The 23,090-nt window shown below is 38.7% G+C and carries 25 protein-coding genes and 2 tRNA genes; 15 read left to right on the top strand and 12 right to left on the bottom strand.

Translation table 11 applies throughout. The features are described 5' to 3' along the window. Nucleotides 1-38: 38 nt before the first annotated feature. The 8 genes from nhaC to ACJJVZ_RS10375 form a co-directional block, all read right to left on the bottom strand. Entirely contained in the window at nt 39-1,502 is a 1,464-nt protein-coding gene (gene nhaC / locus ACJJVZ_RS10410) for a Na+/H+ antiporter NhaC (protein ID WP_405600231.1), read from the bottom strand. Nucleotides 1,503-1,683: 181 nt separating this feature from the next. Next, nucleotides 1,684-3,708, bottom strand: coding sequence for a carboxy terminal-processing peptidase (gene prc, locus ACJJVZ_RS10405; protein WP_405600228.1), 2,025 nt, complete (start codon nt 3,706-3,708; stop codon nt 1,684-1,686). A 25-nt stretch (nt 3,709-3,733) separates the two neighbouring features. Then, nucleotides 3,734-4,384: an RNA chaperone ProQ gene (gene proQ / locus ACJJVZ_RS10400; protein ID WP_405600226.1), complete on the bottom strand. Its 651-nt coding sequence runs from the start codon at nt 4,382-4,384 to the stop codon at nt 3,734-3,736. 15 nt (nt 4,385-4,399) lie between these two features. Continuing rightward, nucleotides 4,400-4,678 carry a hypothetical protein gene (locus ACJJVZ_RS10395; protein WP_193155892.1) on the bottom strand — a complete coding sequence of 93 codons (279 nt, stop codon included), beginning with the start codon at nt 4,676-4,678 and terminating at the stop codon, nt 4,400-4,402. Further along, complete coding sequence (locus ACJJVZ_RS10390) at nt 4,678-5,136, bottom strand: GAF domain-containing protein (RefSeq protein WP_405600224.1); 459 nt, start codon at nt 5,134-5,136, stop codon at nt 4,678-4,680. The genes ACJJVZ_RS10395 and ACJJVZ_RS10390 overlap by 1 nt, the downstream gene beginning before the upstream one ends. Before the next feature lie 100 nt (nt 5,137-5,236). Next, on the bottom strand, nt 5,237-5,644 hold the full coding sequence (locus tag ACJJVZ_RS10385; RefSeq protein ID WP_405600222.1) for a hypothetical protein: 408 nt from the start codon (nt 5,642-5,644) through the stop codon (nt 5,237-5,239). Nucleotides 5,645-5,822: 178 nt separating this feature from the next. Then, nucleotides 5,823-5,913 (bottom strand) — tRNA-Ser (locus ACJJVZ_RS10380). Between the two features lie 83 nt (nt 5,914-5,996). After that, a tRNA-Ser gene (locus ACJJVZ_RS10375) sits at nt 5,997-6,087 on the bottom strand. Nucleotides 6,088-6,338: 251 nt separating this feature from the next. Between ACJJVZ_RS10375 and ACJJVZ_RS10370 the strand changes: the two genes are divergently transcribed. The 7 genes from ACJJVZ_RS10370 to ACJJVZ_RS10340 are packed head-to-tail and all read left to right on the top strand — an operon-like array spanning nt 6,339 to nt 9,478. Continuing rightward, nucleotides 6,339-7,004: a Bax inhibitor-1/YccA family protein gene (locus ACJJVZ_RS10370; RefSeq protein ID WP_007580214.1), complete on the top strand. Its 666-nt coding sequence runs from the start codon at nt 6,339-6,341 to the stop codon at nt 7,002-7,004. Nucleotides 7,005-7,059: 55 nt separating this feature from the next. Continuing rightward, on the top strand, nt 7,060-7,413 hold the full coding sequence (gene tusD / locus ACJJVZ_RS10365) for a sulfurtransferase complex subunit TusD (protein ID WP_182702730.1): 354 nt from the start codon (nt 7,060-7,062) through the stop codon (nt 7,411-7,413). Beyond that, complete coding sequence (gene tusC / locus ACJJVZ_RS10360) at nt 7,410-7,766, top strand: sulfurtransferase complex subunit TusC (RefSeq protein ID WP_182702731.1); 357 nt, start codon at nt 7,410-7,412, stop codon at nt 7,764-7,766. The genes tusD and tusC overlap by 4 nt, the downstream gene beginning before the upstream one ends. Continuing rightward, nucleotides 7,763-8,029 carry a DsrH/TusB family sulfur metabolism protein gene (locus ACJJVZ_RS10355; protein WP_405600219.1) on the top strand — a complete coding sequence of 89 codons (267 nt, stop codon included), beginning with the start codon at nt 7,763-7,765 and terminating at the stop codon, nt 8,027-8,029. The genes tusC and ACJJVZ_RS10355 overlap by 4 nt, the downstream gene beginning before the upstream one ends. A gap of 3 nt (nt 8,030-8,032) precedes the next feature. Beyond that, nucleotides 8,033-8,362: a TusE/DsrC/DsvC family sulfur relay protein gene (locus ACJJVZ_RS10350; RefSeq protein ID WP_007375712.1), complete on the top strand. Its 330-nt coding sequence runs from the start codon at nt 8,033-8,035 to the stop codon at nt 8,360-8,362. Further along, nucleotides 8,362-9,048: a pseudouridine synthase gene (locus ACJJVZ_RS10345; RefSeq protein WP_405600217.1), complete on the top strand. Its 687-nt coding sequence runs from the start codon at nt 8,362-8,364 to the stop codon at nt 9,046-9,048. The genes ACJJVZ_RS10350 and ACJJVZ_RS10345 overlap by 1 nt, the downstream gene beginning before the upstream one ends. Continuing rightward, nucleotides 9,041-9,478 carry an NUDIX domain-containing protein gene (locus ACJJVZ_RS10340; protein WP_405600215.1) on the top strand — a complete coding sequence of 146 codons (438 nt, stop codon included), beginning with the start codon at nt 9,041-9,043 and terminating at the stop codon, nt 9,476-9,478. Before ACJJVZ_RS10345 ends, ACJJVZ_RS10340 begins: the two co-directional genes overlap by 8 nt. A 513-nt stretch (nt 9,479-9,991) precedes the next feature. Here ACJJVZ_RS10340 and ACJJVZ_RS10335 read toward each other — a convergent pair. Beyond that, the gene (locus ACJJVZ_RS10335) at nt 9,992-11,266 is read right to left on the bottom strand and encodes a diguanylate cyclase (RefSeq protein ID WP_405600213.1); all 1,275 of its coding nucleotides are present in this window, start codon (nt 11,264-11,266) and stop codon (nt 9,992-9,994) included. A 356-nt stretch (nt 11,267-11,622) separates the two neighbouring features. Between ACJJVZ_RS10335 and mnmA the strand changes: the two genes are divergently transcribed. The 5 genes from mnmA to ACJJVZ_RS10310 all read left to right on the top strand — a co-directional run bounded on the left by mnmA (nt 11,623) and on the right by ACJJVZ_RS10310 (nt 16,452). Continuing rightward, nucleotides 11,623-12,723, top strand: a complete 1,101-nt coding sequence (gene mnmA, locus ACJJVZ_RS10330) for a tRNA 2-thiouridine(34) synthase MnmA (RefSeq protein ID WP_138585472.1) — start codon at nt 11,623-11,625, stop codon at nt 12,721-12,723. Then, nucleotides 12,723-13,325 (top strand): high frequency lysogenization protein HflD, encoded by a 603-nt coding sequence (gene hflD / locus ACJJVZ_RS10325; RefSeq protein WP_405600211.1) that lies wholly within the window; start codon nt 12,723-12,725, stop codon nt 13,323-13,325. The genes mnmA and hflD overlap by 1 nt, the downstream gene beginning before the upstream one ends. Nucleotides 13,326-13,356: 31 nt before the next feature. Next, entirely contained in the window at nt 13,357-14,727 is a 1,371-nt protein-coding gene (gene purB / locus ACJJVZ_RS10320) for an adenylosuccinate lyase (RefSeq protein ID WP_405600209.1), read from the top strand. A gap of 87 nt (nt 14,728-14,814) precedes the next feature. Next, nucleotides 14,815-15,972 carry a JmjC domain-containing protein gene (locus ACJJVZ_RS10315; protein ID WP_405600207.1) on the top strand — a complete coding sequence of 386 codons (1,158 nt, stop codon included), beginning with the start codon at nt 14,815-14,817 and terminating at the stop codon, nt 15,970-15,972. A gap of 21 nt (nt 15,973-15,993) precedes the next feature. After that, nucleotides 15,994-16,452, top strand: a complete 459-nt coding sequence (locus ACJJVZ_RS10310) for a GNAT family N-acetyltransferase (RefSeq protein WP_405600206.1) — start codon at nt 15,994-15,996, stop codon at nt 16,450-16,452. A 61-nt stretch (nt 16,453-16,513) separates the two neighbouring features. Here ACJJVZ_RS10310 and ACJJVZ_RS10305 read toward each other — a convergent pair whose 3' ends face one another. Further along, a complete protein-coding gene (locus ACJJVZ_RS10305) occupies nt 16,514-16,960 on the bottom strand; it encodes a DUF4826 family protein (RefSeq protein ID WP_405600204.1) in 447 nt (148 codons plus the stop codon). 118 nt (nt 16,961-17,078) lie between these two features. Beyond that, nucleotides 17,079-18,401, bottom strand: a complete 1,323-nt coding sequence (locus ACJJVZ_RS10300; RefSeq protein WP_405600476.1) for a M28 family peptidase — start codon at nt 18,399-18,401, stop codon at nt 17,079-17,081. 431 nt (nt 18,402-18,832) lie between these two features. Here ACJJVZ_RS10300 and ACJJVZ_RS10295 point away from each other — a divergent pair, with 431 nt between their 5' ends. Next, nucleotides 18,833-19,636 (top strand): hypothetical protein, encoded by an 804-nt coding sequence (locus ACJJVZ_RS10295; RefSeq protein ID WP_182702762.1) that lies wholly within the window; start codon nt 18,833-18,835, stop codon nt 19,634-19,636. A 3-nt stretch (nt 19,637-19,639) separates the two neighbouring features. Here the strand turns inward: ACJJVZ_RS10295 and ACJJVZ_RS10290 are convergent, their stop codons facing one another. After that, complete coding sequence (locus tag ACJJVZ_RS10290) at nt 19,640-20,044, bottom strand: GFA family protein (RefSeq protein ID WP_182702742.1); 405 nt, start codon at nt 20,042-20,044, stop codon at nt 19,640-19,642. Nucleotides 20,045-20,306: 262 nt separating this feature from the next. On the opposite strand from ACJJVZ_RS10290, the gene ACJJVZ_RS10285 reads away from it, so the two are divergent. Then, complete coding sequence (locus ACJJVZ_RS10285; RefSeq protein ID WP_405600201.1) at nt 20,307-22,154, top strand: ABC transporter ATP-binding protein; 1,848 nt, start codon at nt 20,307-20,309, stop codon at nt 22,152-22,154. A 412-nt stretch (nt 22,155-22,566) separates the two neighbouring features. Next, on the top strand, nt 22,567-23,079 hold the full coding sequence (locus ACJJVZ_RS10280; protein ID WP_182702744.1) for an outer membrane beta-barrel protein: 513 nt from the start codon (nt 22,567-22,569) through the stop codon (nt 23,077-23,079). The last annotated feature ends 11 nt before the right edge of the window (nt 23,080-23,090 follow it).

Raw genomic sequence — 23,090 nt, 5'->3', positions numbered from 1 at the left:
CAAAATAGCTCCTTTTGAGTTAAAAGGAGCTATTTAAATTAGTCAGATTGTTTTGGCTTAATGCGTAAGATTTTAATACCTAAATAGGCATAAATAACCGCTAAAACTGGGTTTATCAAGTTAAAGAAAGCGTAAAGCGCATAATCAAAAGGATTTATTAATAAAACGCTTTGCATGTAAGCACCACATGTATTCCACGGGATTAGTGGACTCGTGATCGTGCCGCCATCTTCTAAAGTACGAGATAGATTTACAGGCTTTAACCCACGTTTTTTATATTCGTCTTTAAACATACGCCCTGGTACAACAATAGCAATATACTGATCGGCCGCAATAACGTTGGTACCAATACAAGTAGCAATAGTGGCAGCAATTAATGAGCCCGTGCTTTTAGCTATTTTAAGTATGCTTTTAACAAAAATATCCAAAAGGCCTGTTTTTTCCATAATGGCACCAAACATCAGTGCAGTCATAATAAGCCACGTGGTTGTTAGCATACCTGACATACCGCCACCGCTAAGGAGTGAGTCCATTTTATCATCGCCTGTACTTATGCTAAAACCATCAAAAAAGGTGGTCCAAACAAGCTTAAAGTACCCGACTAACTGCCCTTGGGAAATATCTATTTGGCTACTAATTAAATCAGACTGAAACAACATAGCCCAAATAGCACCCACAACTGCGCCAATTGAAATAGCTGGAAACGCTGGCATTTTTTTAATCGCTAATACAAGTAATACAATAAGCGGTATTAACATTTCAAAACCAATATTAAAGTTTTGCTGTAAAATAGCTGTTATCTCATCAATGCGCCCCGCTTCACTTGAAGCCGTTGCATTAAAGCCCATAAAAATAAATATAATAAGCGCAATCACAAAACTTGGTACTGTGGTCCAAAGCATGTGTTGAATATGCTCAAACAAATCAGCACTCACCACTGCTGGTGCTAAGTTTGTGGTTTCTGACAGCGGGCTTAATTTATCACCAAAGTACGCGCCCGATATAACCGCACCTGCAGTGACCGTTTGCTCAAGGCCAAGACCCGTTGCAACACCTAATAACGCAACACCGATTGTTGCAGCTGTTGTCCATGAACTACCAATACTCATTGCAACAATGCCACAAATTAAGCAGCTAGCTGCATAAAACCAGCTCGGATTGATAACCTGCAAGCCATAATAAATTAAGGTTGGTACGGTTCCCGAAAGTAACCATGTGCCAATTAAGGCACCTACCATTAGTAAAATCAAAATAGCACCAAGTGAAAGTGTGATCCCTTCAATCATGGCTTGCTCAAGTTTTTTCCAAGTGTACCCATTTTTAAGACCAATTAACGCAGCGGCAAAGGTAGCAAATAAAAGTGCAATTTGGTTTGGACCCGATGATGAGTTATCGCCAAATAAGTAAACGGCAGCTCCAAGCAAACAGATCAAAACTGAAATCGGAATAAGTGCATCAAAAAACGAGGCGGGTTTAATTGGTTTATCTTCCAATGGCTTCAAAGTAGAGACTCCTACACACACTTAAGGTGTGTCTAATTATTATTTTAAGCACAATTAGCGCATTAATTGAGCACCTTTGATCTGGCTCAACTTTATGTAATCAGAGATTATAACAATTTAGTAAATTATAGGTAGTAAAAAAGGCGCATAAGCGCCTTTTTTATAGAGGTAAAACCAGTTGTTACTGCTTAGCTATACGGCCATACTTAATATAATCTTGAGTAATTAACGCCGCTTCTTCTAAAAATGGATCTAGCTCTTCGATGACTTCAGGTAAATCATCTAGGTTTTCTACCGGATCTTTACCTAAACGCTTAAGCCGCTCATTAGTGCGTACAAGTGTGCGTGCTTCGTTTTCATCTTTTTCTTTAACGCGCTTAGCTTCTACTAACGAAATTGTTTTACGGTCCTTTTCTTCGTTGTAGCGTGCAATATCAGTAAGTACATAATTAAATTCTGGCTCTGACTTAATACGTACTTCATGTTGCTTTTGAAGCTGCGTAATAACTGGCGTTAAATTATCCAGCTTATTATATTTAGCTTTTACAATACTATCCCATGGCAGTGCATTGTCTTGCTTGCTTTCTCCCCACTGTGCAGGATCGATTGCTGAAGGAAACGATATGTCAGGGATCACACCTTTGTGCTGCGTGCTACCGCCATTAATGCGGTAAAACTTAGCAATAGTATATTGCACACTGCCAAGTGGGTTGTCGTATAAATCATACTTACGACCTAAGCGTTTGTGCTGTTGTACTGTGCCTTTACCAAATGTTTGCTCGCCAATAACAACCGCTCGACCATAATCTTGCATTGCTGCTGCAAATATTTCAGATGCGGACGCACTGTATCTATCAACTAACACTGTAAGCGGGCCATCGTAATAGGTAATACCATCACGATCTCTTTGTTCTTCAATACGGTTATTTAAAGTGTGTATTTGAACTACAGGGCCTTGATCAAAAAACAATCCTGAAAGCTGCGTTGCCTCGTATAAAGAGCCGCCACCGTTTTGGCGTAAGTCGATAATAATTCCATCCACTTTTTCTTCTTTAAGCTTTGCCAATTCAACTTTTACATCTTTGGAAAGATTGTTGTAAAAACCAGGTATTTCGATCACCCCTATTTTACTGGTTAAGTCTGAATATTTAGCCTCAAACACTTCTGATTTGGCCGCCCTATCTTCGAGGCGAATTTTATCACGGGTAATTTCAACTGTTTTAGGCGTACCATGGGCATCAGCACCTTTTAAGTATTGCAGACGCACCTTAGTCCCTTTAGGACCTTTAATTAAATCAACGACGTCGTCTAAACGCCAACCGATGACATCAGTAAACTCTTCACCATCTTGAGCAACACCGATAATACGATCATCAGCTTTAATCTGTTCGGTTTTATCCGCAGGGCCACCTGGCACTAAACTGCGAATAACCGTGTAATCTTCATCTGGACTTAATACTGCACCTATGCCTTCTAGCTCTAGGTCCATATCCATTTTAAATTGCTCTGCACGGCGTGGCGATAAATAAGATGTATGCGCTTCAATACTGCGTGCTAAAGAATTTAGTACTATTTGGAATGCATCTTCAGCGTTTGATTGTACTAAACGCTTTTGGGCATTCCTATAGCGCTTGGTAAGCACTTCTTTAATACCTTTCCAATCTTTACCTGTCATTTTTAAACGCAGTGCATCGTATTTAACACGTTCGCGCCAAATTTCGTCAAGCTCAGCCTGAGACGTTGGCCACGCGGCATCTTCACGATCAAAAAAGTATTCATCTTCTTTATCAAAAGTCATTTCTTTTTCAAGTAATGCTAATGAATACTCATAACGTTCAAAACGACGTTTAAGGCTTAAATTAAAAATATCAAATGTGAAGCCTACTTTACCGGTAATTAAAGCGTTATCAAAGTCATCACGATATTGCTCAAAAGAGGCAATATCGCTGGCTAGAAAAACACTTTTATTAAAATCAAGGGATTCGATATAACGATCGTATACTTTACTAGAAAGCTCATCGTTAAATCGAACTGGGATATAGTGTGAACGAGTAAATAAGCTAGCCACGCGCTTGCTGGCAGTACCATGTTGACTTTCTTGTTTGAGCTGGGGTAAATCGTCAATTGTGACGGCTTCAACAGCAGCAAATAATGAACCTGAAAACAGGGCAGCAACTAACGGAATGAGCGTAAACTTTTTACTCATACAAACTCCTTAATTTATTTACAGTTTAAACGATGTATAAACTGTCAGCTTTGGTTTTAACTTGCATACCCGTCACTAATTCAACATGAACGTCATCTTTGTTCACTTCAGTGATTACTGCATTTACAAGTGCTTGGCCAAGTTTAACCTTAACCTTATTATTAACCTTGACCTCAGTTGCTGGTAAAGGTTCAATTTTTCCTGAACGCTTAGCCGGTGCAACTTTAGCTGGTTTATTAGCAGTGGAGGCGTTTTTATCACCTGCTTTGATAGCATGTGCTGGTTTTTTCTTGAAAGATTTAGCATCAGAATCTTGGCGAGGACGCTGTTGTTTTTTGCGTTTTGCCATTTTAGCGCGGCTTTCTTCCAATGCTTTTTGTGCATGGTCGATATGCTCTTGCTCAACTTTTTCACCTTGATTGCCATCAAGATCAATACGAAACTCTGACTTGGTCACAGCTTCTAAATAACGCCAGTTAGACGTATATTTTCTAAGCGCTTGACGTACTTGAGTCTTGCTTACTTTATCAGACCCTTCAATACGCTCAGCAATATCTTTAAAGATACCGACTTTAAGCGGTTTGATACCGTCTTTTTGTTTAAAACATTGTGGAAATTCTTGATATAAAAATTCCAACACTTCATTAACATCTTTTAGCTTGTTTGTGGTTTCCATTTTAGAACCTATTTTTCACATCTTTTCATCAAGGGACGAATCGACGTAGTGTGTTACCCAGTCGACCAACTCTTCGAAATCGGCTTCAATAACAGCCATATCACCTCGAAGGTGTTCCCAAATACCATTAATTGTTTCATCAATAAATTCACATTCTGCGTCATCTGGAAGACGATCCCAAGCAATGTGAATCAAATCATTGAGCGTTTCCGCTACATGTTCTTCTTCGCCTTCCCAATCGCCAACATCTTGCACAGCAAATAGGTAGTCTTGAACATTTAGCAAATCTTTCATTACAGGCTCGCCTCTAAGCATTTAACTATCACTTCAAGACCGGCTTTGTCATCAGTATCAAATCGACCAATACTAGGGCTATCGATATCGAGTACAGCAAATACTTTACCATGTTTCATGATAGGTACAACCACTTCGGAGTTAGACGCTGCATCACAGGCTATATGCCCGTCAAAAGCGTGAACATCTTCAACTAATTGTGTTTCTGCGGTTGCCGCAGCAGTTCCACATACCCCTTTTCCTACTGGAATACGGATGCATGCAGGATTACCTTGAAACGGGCCAAGTACTAATTCAGTAGGAGAATCCATAAAGTAAAAGCCCGCCCAATTTACATCTTCTAAAGAGGTAAATAATAGCGCGCTTATATTTGCCATATTGGCAATTACATTAGATTCACCAGCTATTAGTGATTCAGTTTGCTTAACTAATGACTGGTAAAAATCGTGCTTTTGCATACCAAACTACTTCTTATTAAACAGACAGTAGCTAAAGGTACTCTTTGTCGTGAAAAATTGGAACCTTTTGGAGGTAAAAAAAAGGAAATTGCACCGTTTATCAGCGTGCTTGGTCAATAATGCTGCGATTATTTTTTATCGATTTACGAAGCCCAAATAAAAACAGCCCCGCTGCGAATGCCGACATTACACTATTAATTAAAAATATCTCACCCGTCGATGCACTCAACAAATAACTAAATATAGCGCCACCTAATAATCCAAGTGTTAAAACACCTGAATAATTAACTTTTGAATACTTAAACATTAGTAAGTACCCTGGCACAACAAAAGCCGCCATTGTTAAGCCTACAATATGTGCATTTGAAATAGCAGTCATCAACAGTTGAAAAAATACGGATAAGAAATCCCCCTGTAGCGTCAGTGCATAATACAAACCCAACACACTGCCAACAATCACCGGGGACAATAATGAAAGCGCAACGCTTTTTGCAAGTTGATGTTTCATCTAATAATCCTTAATACAGCGTATAAAATTTAATGTATTAAGAATGCACCAAGATTTAAAGCTTAGAAATAGAGACTATAGTCGTAATTCATAATGATAAGACTCACAGCCTTTAACTATATTTACTTACATTACGTGCACAAAAAAGCCCGCTAATTTAGCGGGCTTTTTTGTTATATGGTGGAGAGATAGGGATTTGAACCCTAGATGGGCTATAAACCCATGCCGGTTTTCAAGACCGGTGCATTCGACCACTCTGCCATCTCTCCGATACTGCTAAGTTAAAAGTAAGAGTGTACTAATAACTATTTAAATGAATGATACTTTAATTACCACACACTTATTAAATAAGTGGTGGAGAGATAGGGATTTGAACCCTAGATGGGCTATAAACCCATGCCGGTTTTCAAGACCGGTGCATTCGACCACTCTGCCATCTCTCCGCACGGCCTGCATAATAGGGAAAGCGGTGCCTTTTGTGAAGCTTTTTTTTAAATTAATTGTTTAAGTGATTAAAAAACAATTGATTTGTCCAAACTTAGAGCAAAGTGTTTTTAATTTAATCGCTAATGAACTTTTATTAAAATATTTGACTCTATTGATCTACAAAGGTTTGCCCAAACATATAAGAGTTGGTAATCTAATTTTAGTTAAATTATCGAAACACACACGTTTCACTTAAAGGAGCTCTACAATGGCGTTTAATCAATCGTACAATACCGCGAAACCGGTAATGTCTACCATTGAAACAAACAAGGTACTTAAAAACACCTACTTTTTATTAGCAATGACACTTGCATTCAGTGCAGTAACTGCTGGTATTTCAATGGCACTACAATTACCTTACTTTATGGGGATTGTGTTTACACTTGTTTCATTTGGTTTATTATTTGTTGTCAATAAAAAAGCAGATACCGCATCTGGTGTATTTTGGGTGTTTGCTTTCACCGGTCTAATGGGCGCAGGCTTAGGTCCATTGCTTAACCATTATGCTGCAATGCCTAATGGTCCAATGCTTATTATGCAAGCGCTGGGCTCTACGGCGCTTATCTTTTTTGGCTTATCTGCTTATGCACTTAACACTAAAAAAGATTTCTCATTTATGGGTGGCTTTTTAACTGTTGGCTTAATCGTTGTGATTGTAGCAAGCATTGTTAATATTTTTGTTGGCAGCTCATTGATGTTTATGGTGCTTAATGCGGCAGTTGTATTAATTATGTCTGGTTTGATTTTATTCGATACGAGCCGAATCATAAACGGTGGCGAAACTAACTACATTCGTGCAACAGTATCTTTATACCTAAGCGTATATAACTTATTTACGTCTTTGCTTGCTCTACTTGGCGCAAGTGATGACTAATTAAATAGTTCTGTTAAAATAGCCCCTCTATTGGGGCTTTTTTATTGGAATTGTTTTGGCACGCTTTGTTCTCTCATTACATACACCACCATCCGATCACGATACCACGCAACGCATAGTTAAATTTGCGAATGCATGTTTAGCGCAAGGCCATACTATAGATGCGATATTTTTATATCAGCAAGGCATTTATCACGCTTCAAATAATTTTGATTTATCCTCAGACGAACTTCAAATAACAGAGCTTTGGCAGCAATTAGCTGATAAAGATATAAACCTGATGCTGTGTGTTACCGCCGCTGAAAAACGCGGATTAGATATTAAAAATACCGGTGTATTTGCAGTCGCAGGGTTAGCTGAATTTGCCATGCTTGCATCTGATGCAGACAAATGGGTGCAATTTAAATGATAAACGTACTAGTAATGAGCCAGTGCAGCCCATTTGATGATTTAAATATTCGTGATGCACTTGATATGACGTTGATATTTGCTGCCGTTGATCAAAATGTAAGTTGGCTATTTAGCGGCCCTGCCGTTTTGGCTTTAAAAAAGCATCAGCAACCAAACAACATTGGCTTAAAAGACTTTTTTAAAAATATTAAAACGCTCGAGATTTATGATGTTGAAAATATTTTTGTGTGTGAAAAATCATTGCTTGATTATGGTTTAAATAAACATGATTTACTCATAGAGGCAAAAGTCCTTAACTTTAGCCAACAACAAACACTAATTAGAGCGCAGCAACATGTGGTGAACCTATGAGTACGTTACATATTTTTTCAAAGCCGCTTAACTATTACTGCGCAAATCAGCTAGAAAACTTAATTTTATCAGGCGATAAGGTACTACTTGTTGGTGATGCCTGCTTTGCAAAAAAACAATTTAGGCAATTTGCAGATACACTGTTAATACTTGAACAAGACGCGCAAATACGTGTAATTAAATTAGCCGATAACGATAAAGCAATTAGCTATAACGACTTTGTAGCTCTCACTTTATCAACCAATCAATCAATTACCTGGTAACTCATGCTCGAATTTAACAACCAACAGATTGAAACCGATAAGCAAGGCTATTTGCTTGACCATACTTTATGGTCGAAAGAGCTTGCTCCTGTAATTGCTACTCAAGAAAACATCACACTGAGTGAGCAACACTGGGAAGTCATTAATTTTGTTCGTGATTTTTACATTGAATATAACACCAGCCCAGCAATTAGAATGCTTGTAAAAGCAATGGCTAAAGCACTCGGTGAAGACAAAGGAAATAGCCTTTATTTATATAAATTATTTCCTAAAGGCCCAGCCAAGCAAGCAACAAAAATTGCCGGATTACCAAAACCAGCTAGGTGCATATAATGAGAGCTAAATCAGGCAATAATCAAGCAGCACAAGCCAGGCCAAAAAGAAGTACTGGCCGTACTTATTCTCGCAGTGCACTTAACAAAACACCTTCAGGTAAAAGAGAAATAAAGCCACAAATAGCGTCTAAAGACAGAAGAATTGTCCTGTTTAACAAACCATTTGATGTGCTTTGTCAATTTACAGATGATGCCGATAGGAAAACGCTTGCAGAGTTTATCCCTATTAAAGAAGTTTACGCAGCGGGTAGATTAGATAGAGACAGTGAAGGTTTATTGCTTTTAACAAACTGTGGAAAATTGCAAAACACCTTAACCGCACCAGATAAAAAAACGAATAAAACATACTGGGCACAAGTTGAAGGTAAACCCACGAGTGAATCAATTAATGATTTATGTAATGGCGTAGAACTTAAAGACGGACTTACACTCCCCGCTAACGTTAAAATAATTGATGAACCTACAATTTGGACTCGTAATCCCCCTGTACGTGAACGAAAAGCCACCCCCACTACGTGGCTAAGCATTACCATTAACGAAGGTAAAAACAGGCAAGTCCGCCGTATGACTGCGCATATTGGCCACCCTACTCTTCGCCTCATTCGCTATAGCATTGGTAACTATACGTTGGATGATATTAATTGTGGTGAGTACAAAGTAATTAAGGGCGTAGTTGATGCATAAACCGCATGTTACAGTTGCAGCAATAGTAAAAAAGCAAAATGAGTTTTTACTTGTAAAAGAGCGCGATAAATTTACAAAGCAAATTTGTTACAATCAACCGGCTGGGCATTTAGAGCTAAACGAAACTCTTGCACAAGCCGCGAGCAGAGAATTACTTGAAGAAACTGGATTAACGTTGTTGCCCCTAGGTTTATTAGGTATTTACAACTTATATGCTGATAACGGCACTCACTATTTACGATTTTGTTTTATATTTGAAATGTGCGATACCCTTAAAATACCTAAACCTATCGACCCAGATATTATCTCTGCTGATTGGCATACCCTAGAACAAATTAAGACACTCCCCCTTAGAAGCCCATTAGTTTTAAAATGCATAGAGGATAGCTTACACAAACAGCCTCTTAACCTAGATACTATCTATAATTAATTAGGCCGTGCTGATTTTTTGAGGTTGAATTTCAGACAAGGCAGCGCCTATGCTGTGTGGTTATTCCCCATAAATAGGCGATAACGCAGCATAAATGCCAGACATGCGCTGCCCGAAGGGTTCTGCCTAAGGGCCACTTACTCTTTGTTGCTCGGCTTTGACTTATTCTTACAGGGTTGTAAGCCATTAGAGTAACGCAAGAGCAGTTACCGAGCCCACTAGGATATAACCTCGCGCCGCGATTAAATCCCCCCTAGGTTGAACAATTTTCAATCCACAAAAATCAACACGCCCTAAAGTTAAAGAAGCATATTTAACCTGAACTCTGGTTAAGATATTTACTAATATATTGAATCATAATGATATTTAAATTTATTTTTCTCTAGCCAGAGATTTTCAGTGAAAACAAGGCGAATTTACGCGTCAATAGCTAGCCTATTGCAAATAAATTCAACGTAGTTAGCGCTGAAAATAGCTGCTCGAGATAGATTTATTATCCAGAGTTCAGGTTATTTACAAATTTTCAGAGCTAAGTGCAATACAATTTCGTCCCTGTCTTTTTGCATAATAAAGAGCACTGTCGGTTGCTTTTAAAAAGACAAGTTTGTCATCGTTCGTATCCGCTGTGTTAACTCCCATGCTGATTGACAAAAGTCCTGTAAAACTATCTTGGTGTGGTATTGCTAGCTCTTCTATTGCTTTTTGAATCTGCTCAGCAATGAAAAGTGCACCCTTCGTATCCGTTTGCGGCAATAACACAACAAATTCTTCACCACCATACCGCGCTACAAAGTCTTCAGGGCGACTCACCGTCGCTGCAATTTTTTGCGCGACATCACGCAAACAAATATCGCCAGTTACATGCCCGTATCGGTCATTAAATTGTTTAAAATGATCAACATCAATAAAGATCATAGATAGTTTATCGGCACTGCTTTTTAATCGCTCAAACTCATACGCAAACTGCTCATCAAAACGGCGCCTATTTGCTATCTTTGTCAACGAATCAAGAAAAGCCATATCACGTAATATATCTTGTGCTTTTAGACGTTCAGTGGCATCGTAAAATACCGCAATAAATTCATCACCATTATCAATACCCGACACTTCCATTACTAACTCGCTACCATTACTGCAACGAACACGATAGTCATTTGCAGGAATATCATTGTTATTTTCCTTCGCAAACTGCAAAGAATTTTTCCATAATGCTTTGGCTGATTTTCTATACTCGGGATCTGGAAAGGCTTTTTCCCACCAAACAGCTAAATTAGGCACTTCATCTAATGTGTAACCAAAGATATCAACAAAGCGCTGATTTACTTTTAATAGATCACCAGTTCGGTCACACACATTACAAATTGGCATTGGCAGCACCGTAAATAACTTAGCGTAATGGCTTAGCTCATGTTTGCGCATCGGATGCTGTGTACTTGATGATACAAAACACGCAGGGATATCAGTTATGTTTGATGCAAGTTTAGTGTCCATTTCTAGCGTGAAGTACCATTCAAGCCACCAACGCTCTACACATTCAAGTACTGATTTTTTTGAGTGTTCAGTGCAAGAAATTGAGCGTTTGATTAAGCTAAACACCTCATTTATAGGGTTTGGTTCTTGATAAAAAGAAGGACTTTTAAACTTAATAAGTTCGTAAAAAAGACGATAAGCCGATTGCTTAAATTGACTTGAGGGGTTATTTAGTAACTCACTAATAGACTGATTAGATTGGCAAGTGTAATATTCAACTAACGATTTAATTTTATTTATTTGTTCAACGTAGTTCATATATTCATTCCATTGATTATATTGCCCAGCACCCTAAATCGATATAACAAGGTTATATCCTCGTGCGGGCGCAGTTTATATTTACTGCCGAATATTTGAAAGAAAATAATACTAAATCACTGAAAAAATATAACAAAATTCACTCATACTCATAACATAGTTAGCAATATAAAAACCTAATTAAAACAAAAGGATTGTTTTTTATACTTTCTAAGTTTCTTTTTCTATTTGTTATATAAATAAAATAGTGACTAATTCCTTCCTTTGCCCCTTTACTCTCTTTAAGGACAAACAAAATACATGCTATAATCGCGGCCTTTCCAAGTTAACAGCAATCTGTATAAGCGAAATTATTCATGAGCGAAAATAGTCACATTAAAGTCATTGTTGGCATGTCCGGCGGTGTTGATTCTTCTGTATCTGCATATTTATTACAACAACAGGGCTACCAAGTAGAAGGCCTGTTTATGAAGAACTGGGAAGAAGACGACAATGATGAATACTGTGCTGCCGCTGATGATTTAAAAGATGCACAAGCCGTATGCGATAAATTAGGCATTGAGCTTCACACTGTTAACTTTGCAGCAGAATACTGGGACAACGTATTTGAGTACTTTTTAGCAGAGTACAAAGCCGGTCGTACACCTAACCCAGATATAATGTGTAATAAAGAAATTAAATTTAAAGCCTTTTTAGAATTTGCGGCTCAAGCTCTTGGCGCTGACTACATTGCAACCGGTCACTATGTTCGCCGTGAGCTTCGCGATGACAAATACGTCATGTGTCGCGGACTTGATAACAATAAAGATCAAAGCTACTTCTTATATACCCTAAGCCATGAACATATTGGCCAAACGTTATTCCCGGTAGGCGATATAGAAAAGCCAGAAGTACGCCGCATAGCAGAAGAACAAGACCTAATCACTCACGATAAAAAAGACAGTACAGGTATCTGCTTTATTGGTGAGCGTAAATTTAAAGACTTTTTACAAAAGTTCTTACCAGCACAACCTGGCGTTATCGAAGACACTGACGGTAACAACGTAGGCGAGCACGAAGGCTTAATGTACCACACACTTGGACAACGCAAAGGCTTGTTAATTGGTGGTATGAAAGAAGGCTCTGGTGAACCTTGGTATGTAGTTGATAAAGATCTTGAGCGAAATGTACTTATTGTGGGCCAAGGTAAAGATCACCCTCGCCTGTACAGCAACGGCCTTAACGCAAACCAATTACATTGGGTCGACCGCGTTGGTCCTAAAGGTACTACTCGTTGTACTGTTAAAACACGTTACCGCCAAGAAGATTTAAGCTGTACACTACTTGTCGGCGAAGACGGCATGGCACGCGTATTATTCGACGAGCCACAAAAAGCAGTGACTCCAGGTCAATCTGCCGTATTTTATGCAGAAGATGTGTGTTTAGGTGGTGGTATTATTGACTCGGTGATTAAGTAATGAATGAACACCAAGTCATGGCCCTTGCCGCCATGTGCCAAGTAGCTAAACAAGTTCAAAAAATTGCCCAGTACGGCAGCAATAACGAACACGATTTAGAAATATTACTAGCCAGTATTATTCAAACATCACCTGCATCGCCAGAAGATGTTTATCAAGGTACTGACAACTTACGTGATGGCTATAAAACATTAATGGCACAGCTAACAGCGGGTGCTCAAAAAGATGTTGAAATAGTCAAATACGTGGGTGGTTTAATGCAGCTTGAGCGAGCACTCAGTGCTAACGAAAAAAACTTAAACGAATTAGGTAAACGCATTGATGATATTCATCGTCGTTTAGACCACTTTGCTATTACCGACGAGAGCGTTGTTGCCGGTTTAGCAGATATATACTCGTCGGTGCTGAGCCCCCTTGGGCACCGAATACAGGTTTATGGTAAACCCGAGTTATTAAAACAGCAACTCACTCAAAATAAAATCCGTGCATTATTATTAGCCGGCATTAGAAGTGCAGTATTATGGCGACAAATGGGCGGTAAACGCCGTCACTTTTTCTTTGCAAAGAGAAAAATACTCGCTATTGCTAAAACAAAAATTTAACTATCGTTCAAACTAAAATTTAGGAGTTATTATGGAGCTTTCAGCGTTAACGGCTATCTCTCCAGTGGATGGTCGCTACGGCAGCAAAACCACTGAACTGCGCAGTATTTTCAGCGAATTTGGCTTAATCAAATACCGCGTAACCGTTGAAGTGCGTTGGTTGCAAGCGTTAGCTGCGGCAAGCGATATTAAAGAAGTACCTGCATTTAGCGAACAAGCTAATGCACTACTAAACGCCATTGTAGATAACTTCAGTGAAGCTGATGCACAGCGCGTTAAAGACATTGAACGTACTACAAATCACGATGTTAAAGCGGTTGAATACCTACTAAAAGAAAAAGTAGCCGATAACAGTGAACTTCATGCAATCAACGAATTTATTCACTTTGCTTGTACCTCAGAAGATATTAATAACCTATCTCATGGTTTAATGCTTAGCGAAGCGCGCACCAATGTTTTACTTCCCTATTGCGATGAACTTTTAAGCGCAATTAAAGAAAAAGCGATTGAGTACAAAGCAATCCCAATGATGACGCGAACGCACGGGCAACCGGCTACACCGTCAACTATGGGTAAAGAGTTTGCAAACGTATACATGCGTTTAAAACGCCAACGTGACCAAATTGCACAAGTGGAAATGCTCGGTAAAGTTAATGGCGCTGTAGGTAACTACAACGCTCACCTTAGCGCATACCCAGACTACGACTGGCATACACACGCTGATAAATTTGTATCAAGTTTAGGTTTAACACTAAACCCATTTACGACACAAATTGAACCGCACGATTATATTGCAGAGTTGTTTGATGCAATCGCTCGTTTTAACACTATATTGCTCGATTTTGATCGTGATATGTGGGGTTACATTGCCCTTAATCACTTTAAGCAAAAAACAATTGCTGGCGAAATTGGCTCATCAACAATGCCGCATAAAGTTAATCCGATTGATTTTGAAAACTCAGAAGGTAACTTAGGATTAGCAAACGCTATTTTTGCTCATCTTGCACAAAAATTACCAGTTTCTCGCTGGCAGCGCGACCTTACCGATTCGACAGTATTACGTAACTTAGGTGTAGGTATGGGTTATGCGCTTATCGCATATCAGTCAACACTTAAGGGTGTAAGCAAGCTTGAAGTAAACGAGCAACGTTTAGCCGACGAGCTTGATCAAAACTGGGAATTACTCGCTGAGCCGATTCAAACAGTTATGCGTAAATACGGCATTGAAAAGCCGTACGAAAAACTTAAAGATTTAACACGTGGCAAACGTGTAAACAAAGAAATAATGGCTGACTTCATCGATGGTTTAGACCTTCCAGAGCACGCTAAAGTAGAAATGAAAAAACTAACACCGGCTAACTATATTGGTCGTGCTGTTGAGTTTATTGATGATTTAGTTTAAAAACTAAACTGCTCTTTTAAAAAGCGAAAGGATCATCCTTTCGCTTTTTTTGTTTTAACCCATTGCACTAACTAGTAGGCATAATGTATGTATCAATTAAAAATAAATAATTTGTCTGAGCAAGAATTTTTAAGCCACTTTTGGCAAAAAAAACCGCTTTTAATCAAGCAAGGTTTTGCTAATTTTCAAGATCCGCTTGATGCTAATGAACTTGCCGGCCTAGCAATGGAAGAAAGCATAGAATCACGTATTATCACCAATCATAAAAATGACTGGCAAACACACCAAGGTCCATTTGAAGACTTTGAGCAGTTAACAGACGATCACTCTACTTTGCTCGTGCAAGCAGTTGATCACTGGCATAGCAATGCTGCACAACTGCTCGAACCATTTAGGTTTATTCCCAACTGGCGCATCGATGATTTAATGATCAGCTATTCAACGCCTAATGGTGGTGTGGGCCCACATTTAGATCAGTACGATGTATTTATTATTCAAGGCGAAGGCAAACGGCATTGGCGCGTAGGTTTACCCGATCCGACACTTAAGCAGTTTGCTCAAAACAAAAAATTACTGCAAGTAGAAGCATTTGAAGCGGTCATTGACTGCATTTTAGAGCCTGGCGACATTTTATATATTCCACCAGGGTGCCCTCACGAAGGTTACGCTGTAGAAAACGCACTAAATTATTCAGTTGGTTTTAGAGCCCCAAATCAACAAGATTTATTGTCGAGCTTTGCCGATCATATTATTGATACTGAAAGCGGCCAAAAACGCTATACCGATCACAATCTAACACTGAGAAAATCAAAAGGTGAACTCACAAACCTTGAGGTTGATAAAGTTAAAACGCTCATGGCTTCACTGCTAGAAAACGATGAGTTATTTAAACAATGGTTGGGCTCAACACTTAGCCAACCTAAACATGAAATGGATTTAGCGCCGATAGAGCCACCATTTACATCAGAGCAAATAAGTCATGATTTAAGTGATGAAGAAGCTGTGTTTGAGCGCTTAGGCGGCACGCGTGCTATTTATCAGCAACTCGATACCGAACTATTATTAAGTGTGAACGGTGAAAGTTATGCTATGCCATTAACTGACTTAGCGGCGGTAAAACTACTTACCGATAATACTGAGTTTGAAGCGACAGCATTAAATTTAACAAACCCAAGCCTAGTTTTTACGCAAACCTTTACTACACTGGTTAATGAAGGAATTTGGTTTAATATCGAACAGGGTTAATTGCTCTAATAGGAGTTTGCTATGGGCTATCAAGTTAACGAAGCAGATTGGCACAGTCAAAAAGACTTGTTACAACACATTCGAGAACGGGTCTTTGTGTACGAGTTACATATACCTAAACATATTGAGTTTGATAGCCTAGATAAATTTGCATACCATGTACTCGTTACCGACGACGGACATTTCCCAGTTGCCACAGGTAGATTATGTAGTGATGGATTGATCAGCCGGATTGCTGTACTTCCAAAGCACCGTAACCGCAAAGTATATAAATCGCTTCTCAATTTTATTGTTGAATTAGCGTCAAACCAGGGGATAGAAGAGGTAAGCATTAATTGTATTTTAAATGAGGTAGAGCGTTTTAAGCGAAATGGCTTTATTCAGCAAGGAAATGTTTTTATGGAGGCGGGAATTCCTAGGCAACGTATGCAGTGCCCTGTTTCAGCATTCAATACCACCCCTTTCACTCTTGTACATTAATTAAAATAAAAAGGGTACTAACTAATTACTACCCCACATTATTACTTAAACCAAACTGTAGCTACTTTGCTTCATTAGCCCACAGCGGTTCATTATCGTACATTTCGTACAAGCCATGTGCTCTATTTATAAGTAAGTTAGCAAAATCTACCTGTGTTTTATCACGCGCGCCTGTACTCATAATTTGATCCGCTTTTAATTGCCACTGCAAAGAAAAATAACGCATTGCATCGCGAGCATCTGTAGCTGCACTTGCTTCTACATGATCTGTAGGTAACCGCCCTGTTACTACCCAATATGTTTTACCGTTCTGGGCTTTAAATTTCCACATTGCACAAAGAGGTGCTAAAAATCGGCTGTCTACATCAACTACTGATTTTGGCATAATACCCTTTTCGGCTAAATGCTTTTGCGCGCTTTGAAAACACTCGCGTTGCCATGCAATACGTTGTTGTTCTGCTAAAGCTTGCTCTTGTGCTGTTAACGGTTTTTTTTCTTGTTTTTCCATTTTTAATAACCTTTTACTTCTTTTTCTTACACTGTAAGGGCTTAGTAAATAAGGTGCAAGTATAAAAGGGCCGTTTGCACATTGAACCTCTCTGTTTGCTGTGTTTTTAGCCAAACTATTATTTTATATTGTGATCAAACGAACCTACATCACCAGGAAAAACCACTGGCGACTCAATCCCTTGTTTATTTACAGACGCGACTCCAAAGTAATAATTATCAATCACTACGTTTTTAAGTGTGTACTTTGAAACCTTGCCAACATATTTACTAAACTGCCATTGCGGCTCGCTGGTATAGCGCCAATAAATTTTATAGCCGGCAATATTTTCATCACTGGTTTCTTGCCAAGAAAATGACGTATTCGCTGTCACGGCTCCCTTTATTTCAACCTCTTTTGGCGGTGCAGGTGCCCATGCCATTGAGGCCATAGCAACGGCATTGAGTGATGTTAACTTTGCGGTGTAATCAAAATCAACGCCTTTAATTGTATCGCCATACTCAATACCATCTTCAGTTCGCAAATCTTGATGCTGACGGTCGTAGTGTTCGTTAGTTTCCATAATACGCACCGCCGCAAACCCTGCATCGTTAAATGGACGATGATGCCCACCACGGCCAAATCTATCTAATCGATAAACGAGTATCGTGTTTAAATTTGGGATGTATTTATCGGCAATAGTATCTATGTAGCGCGCTAAATTACGACTCGCAGAATCAACTTCCCCCCCCGTAAAGCGCCGAGTATTAGCCTGCGCTTTGGTTTCTACAACGCGGGTACCTTCAGAAAATATTCGTGCGGTTGTGTTATCAATTACCCCATTAATACCGGTAATATTGCCAATCATATCGTTGTTTAAAACGCCATGAACTTGCCAGTTATGCTTTTGTGCATAAGCCGTTAATATTTTACCGCCAAACAAACCTTGCTCTTCGCCCGAAAGAGCTGCGTAAACTACCGAACCATTAAATTTGTACTTACTTAAAACACGAGCCGCTTCTATAACGCCCGCTACACCAGAAGCGTTATCGTTAGCACCAGGCGAGTCACTGGTAAAATCCATAACGTTACTAACACGTGAATCTATGTCTCCCGACATCATCACCATACGGTTTGGCTCGCTAATACCGCGTTGAATAGCGACTATGTTTACAACTTCAACAGGATTCGGAATGCGTTTTTCACCCGAAATAGTATCTTTTACTTCAATAACTTCAAGACAACCGCCACATTGTGCTGATATTTTTTTAAATTCTTTTTTTATCCAACGCCTAGCCGCACCAATCCCTCGGGTATCAGATTTAGTATCTGAAAGTGTATGGCGAGTACCAAAATCCACCAGCGTTTGAATATCATGACCAATGCGACTAGCAGATACGTTGTTTGCTATATCATGAAGCTTTTGTTGATCCTCAAATTTAAGCTCTGACGCATTTACCATCAGACTAAAAGAACATACAACAGCGAACGTGCTGTGCTGCAAAATTTTACTCGTAATTTTAATACCTGTGCTAAGCATAAATATGACTCCGAATTATTTGAGCATACACCATTACTCAAGCACGTTTGTACTTCAATACATTTGAGATAAATGTGAACATAGCTACGCTAAGGTGCAGGATTGAGAGTGTCTTAATGTATTTAGTACACTAAAAAACGATAAAGTGGTGCTGATGTAGTTACTGAGGATATGATCAAGGTAACCTGAACTTAGGATAATAAATCTGGCTAGAGAAAATAAATTTAAATATCACCATGATTCAATACGTTAGTAAATCTCTTAACCAGAGCTCAGGTTAAGTAAAAATTAAGTGAAAATCTCACCCTATTCATGGCACACTACTGAGCGAGTTTAATCTACTACATACTGTTATGCGCCAATTAAAAACCGATACCACATCAAGTAATCTAACCTATCATGTCGAAAATGAATTTGGCTTAACTTGCGTTTATCAAAATAATGAACATCTATGGCTCACGCTTAACAACAACCCACAGTCTGACGTAATTATTCAAGGTGTTATGAATAAAGTGAGCCCTGAAAAAGTATGTGTGGCTATATATCAAAGCATGCTGTTATTTTTATTAATACCGATTAATAACCTGCGTATTCTAAATTTAGGGCTAGGCACCGCTGGGTTAGAACGTACACTCAAACATATTGAGTCTAATACTCCTTACTTAAGTCCCGTTAATCTGTTTGAAAGTGTAGAAATAAACCCAGCAATAGTGAGCATTGCAAAGCAGTTTTTTCAATTACCCAAGGATCACACTGTTCATTTACAATGTGCTGAGCAGTTTATAAGTCTATGCAATCAAAAATACGACATTATCTATATTGATATTTTTAGTGGAGAGTACCACCAAACGTTTATTCAAAATCATTCATTTTGGCAATCAATTAATCGCTGTATAGATGAAAGTGGCCAAGCAGTGATTAATTTAAACCCTCAAACAGGCCAAGATTTAAAAAATATTTTAGTTTTACTACGTCAGTATTTTAAGTGCATTGCACTCATTGAATTTAATGAATACAACAATATTGTACTGATACTTAGCCACAAGTCGTTGAAGTATATTAGTATTGAAGCCATACAAACATCAAAAGTAATGCAAGCCATTGCCCCAAAACTACATAACGCAATAAATACTATATACCATATAGAAATAGAGTAACGACTAGCGACCAGGTTCAAATGTATCGTAACAAGGTAAGCTCGTTTCTAGTTGCTCCCAATTTGCCTTAGAAGTTACAAAGTTATGAGATAAAGGCTTTTCAGTAATCGCTGAATCTATTAGACCCAAACGAATTCTATATCGACTTTTGTCATCTGCATTAGCACTATAAATTGGTGAACCGCAACATTTACAAAAATAACGCGTGCGCCCTGCTTTAAAAGAATATTCGCTTAGTAAATTACTGCCTGTTGCAATGGTAAATTCGTTCGCATTTATAAAGCCATTAGTCGCAAAAGCAGTACCGCTGTTTTTTCTGCAAAGTGAGCAGTGACAATGGATAATACTCGTAATAGGGCCCGTTAGCTCTACTGTAATTTCACCACATAGACATGAACCTGTGTACATATCACCTCCTTATAATTAAGCCAATTTAAAGTAATGAATCTATCTCAGCAGCTATTTTAAATGCTAACCACGTTACTGTCTATTTCTGGGAAATAAACACGCGTTAACATTCGCCTATTTTGATCTACTATCAAATTTAATATCTTTTCGATACTCAAATAGAGTATTTACGTGCTTGCTTATATTAAGCCTTTACAAGGCTGCATTTTAAAATACTTAAATGCTATGATACCCATCATTATTTGCCATTTAAGTTTTTAAAATGTATCGATTATTTGAAAAAATGACCAAAGCATTTCCTGAGGATCAACCAACTCAGCCGCCTTCTACTTTGTTTGCTTTTTGTCGTCACTACACCAAAGGAATGGAACTATCGTTGGTGCTGATGTCAATAAGCGCCGCCATGCTCGCTATCCTAGAGGTGTCTTTATTTAGCTACATGGGGCAATTAGTTGATTGGTTAACGGCCTACACACCCGAGACTTTGTTTGTCGAACAAAAGTCAGAACTTATTAAAATGGCTGTAATGCTATTAGTTGTGCTGCCTGTCGTTGTATTTTTTCATTCCGCTATTTTGCATCAAGCCTTGTTAGGTAATTACCCTATGTCGATACGCTGGTTAGCGCATCGTTATTTACTGCGTCAAAGTGTGAGTTTTTATCAAAATGAATTTGCTGGACGAATAGCTACTAAAGTACTGCAAACCTCTTTAGCCGTTCGCGAAACAGTGACTAAACTACTCGATGTACTAATGTACATCGTGGTTTACTTTGGCTCAATGGTATTTTTAGTTGCCGAAGCTGATTGGCGCTTAATGATCCCTTTACTGGTTTGGCTGGCTTTATACATTTGTGTGCAGCTATATTTTGTTCCGCGCCTTAAAAAAATTGCCAGCTCACAAGCCGATGCTCGCTCAGAAATGACAGGGCGTATTGTTGATAGCTACACCAATATTTCTACGATCAAATTGTTTTCGTATACCCAGCGAGAAGAGCAATACGCAAAACAAAGCATGGATGTATTTTTACAGCCGGTGTACAAGCAAATGCGCTTGGTGACCAGCTTAAACTTCGTTATTCAAACCCTAAATTACCTATTAGTATTCTCAGTTGCTGCTGTATCACTTTATTTATGGTCGCTTAGCGCAATTACCGCAGGTGCAATTGCGGTTGCAGTAAGTCTAGCGCTTCGATTAAACGGCATGGCGCAATGGATCATGTGGGAAATAAGCAGTCTGTTTGAAAACATTGGCACCGTAGCCGACGGTATGAAAACACTCTCAAACCCTATCGAAGTGGCCGACAAACCAAACGCCAATACACTGAACGTAAGCCAAGGGGCAATTGAGTTTAATAACGTACACTTTAATTACGGTAAAGCCGCAAACGAGACTACTCGCAGCCCCGTTATGAACGGGCTAAATTTAACGATTAAACCTGGCGAAAAAATTGGATTGGTGGGTCGCTCTGGCGCAGGTAAATCAACGCTTGTTAACTTATTATTGCGTTTTTATGATACCGACTCTGGTAGCATAAGAATTGATGGTCAAAATATCACAGACGTAAGCCAAGAAAGTCTTCGCCGTTATATCGCCATGGTCACGCAAGACACTTCCCTGCTGCACCGTTCAGTAAAAGATAACATTTTGTATGGACGTCCCGATGCAACGCAAGCTGAGATGATAAACGCTACCAAGCAAGCTAAAGCACTCGAGTTTATAAACGACTTGGTTGATAGTAAAGGTAATAAAGGGTTTGATGCACAAGTAGGCGAACGCGGTGTCACCCTATCGGGCGGCCAACGTCAACGTATTGCTATTGCCCGCGTATTACTTAAAAACGCACCTATACTCATACTTGATGAGGCCACCAGCGCACTCGACTCAGAAGTAGAAGCGGCAATTCAAGCAAGCCTTGATGACTTAATGACAGGTAAAACAGTAATCGCTATAGCACACAGACTTTCTACCATCGCACAAATGGATAGATTAATTGTACTTGATGACGGCGGCGTAGTTGAACAAGGTACTCATGAAGAACTCATTGCTAAAGGTGGCATTTACGCAGCCCTTTGGACACACCAAACAGGCGGGTTTATAGGTATAGATTAATTATACCAATTTTATTAAAAACATGATCATTCTAGCGTATTAAATAACTCACTCACTACGTTAAAAATTATTTATATAGAACAACTATGTATCATAATTTTAGCCTTGTTATTGCGCTATTTTCTTATCGCTATAATAGCTCACTAATTTAATGCGATTGGTATTAATCTGTGAGTTACTGAATTTAACTGTAACAAAACAAGCGAAGGTGCCTTTTAAGGTCTTCGCTTGTTTTGTTGTTAATATTTTAAAAACGAAACAAAAATATCTCCTAATTATTCATTTATCAAAGTGTTAATAAAGTGGTTAATTGTACCTTTTTAAACATAAAACACGGACATTTTCTTGATTAATTTTAGTCGATTATATACCATCCCTGCCTTATAATAATTTATGGATAGTGAGCCTCTTTATGGAAAAAATACTTCCTCTACTTTTCCTTTGCGCGTCTTCACAGTGTTTTGCTGACACCGTTTATATCGGTGTAGATTACGTTTTACCTGAAATCACGATTGCCAGCGAAGATGCAAAACCCAAAGCAACCGCACTACGTTTAGGTGTTAGTAACAACAACATGGCTTTTGAAGCCCAATATTTAGCTGCTAATGACACTGATAATATTTATAGTATTGAGTTTGATATAGAGAAAAGCGCCGCGCTATTTTTTGTTATGCAATCAGATGTTGTAAATGGTTTTGGCTTAGATGTTTCTTTGGGGTATGCAATAACAGATATTGTAACTGCGGGTCCTGAAATGACAATTAGTGACAACTTTCAATATAAAGGTTTTGCGTGGGGACTGGCGGTACATCAAGATATTCCTTACATAGACAACACCCAAATCAGATTGGGTTATCAATCTTTGTACAACAAAGATGATATTAAAATTACAGCTATCTCTCTTGGTTTTACATACCAATTTTAGTCATTAATTTA

Source organism: Pseudoalteromonas sp. Ld19, assembly GCF_045064135.1.
In the GTDB taxonomy this organism is placed as follows: Bacteria; Pseudomonadota; Gammaproteobacteria; order Enterobacterales; family Alteromonadaceae; genus Pseudoalteromonas; species Pseudoalteromonas aliena.
Note: the sequence above shows the minus strand (reverse complement) of the source record. Positions and strands in the feature narration are given on the sequence as shown.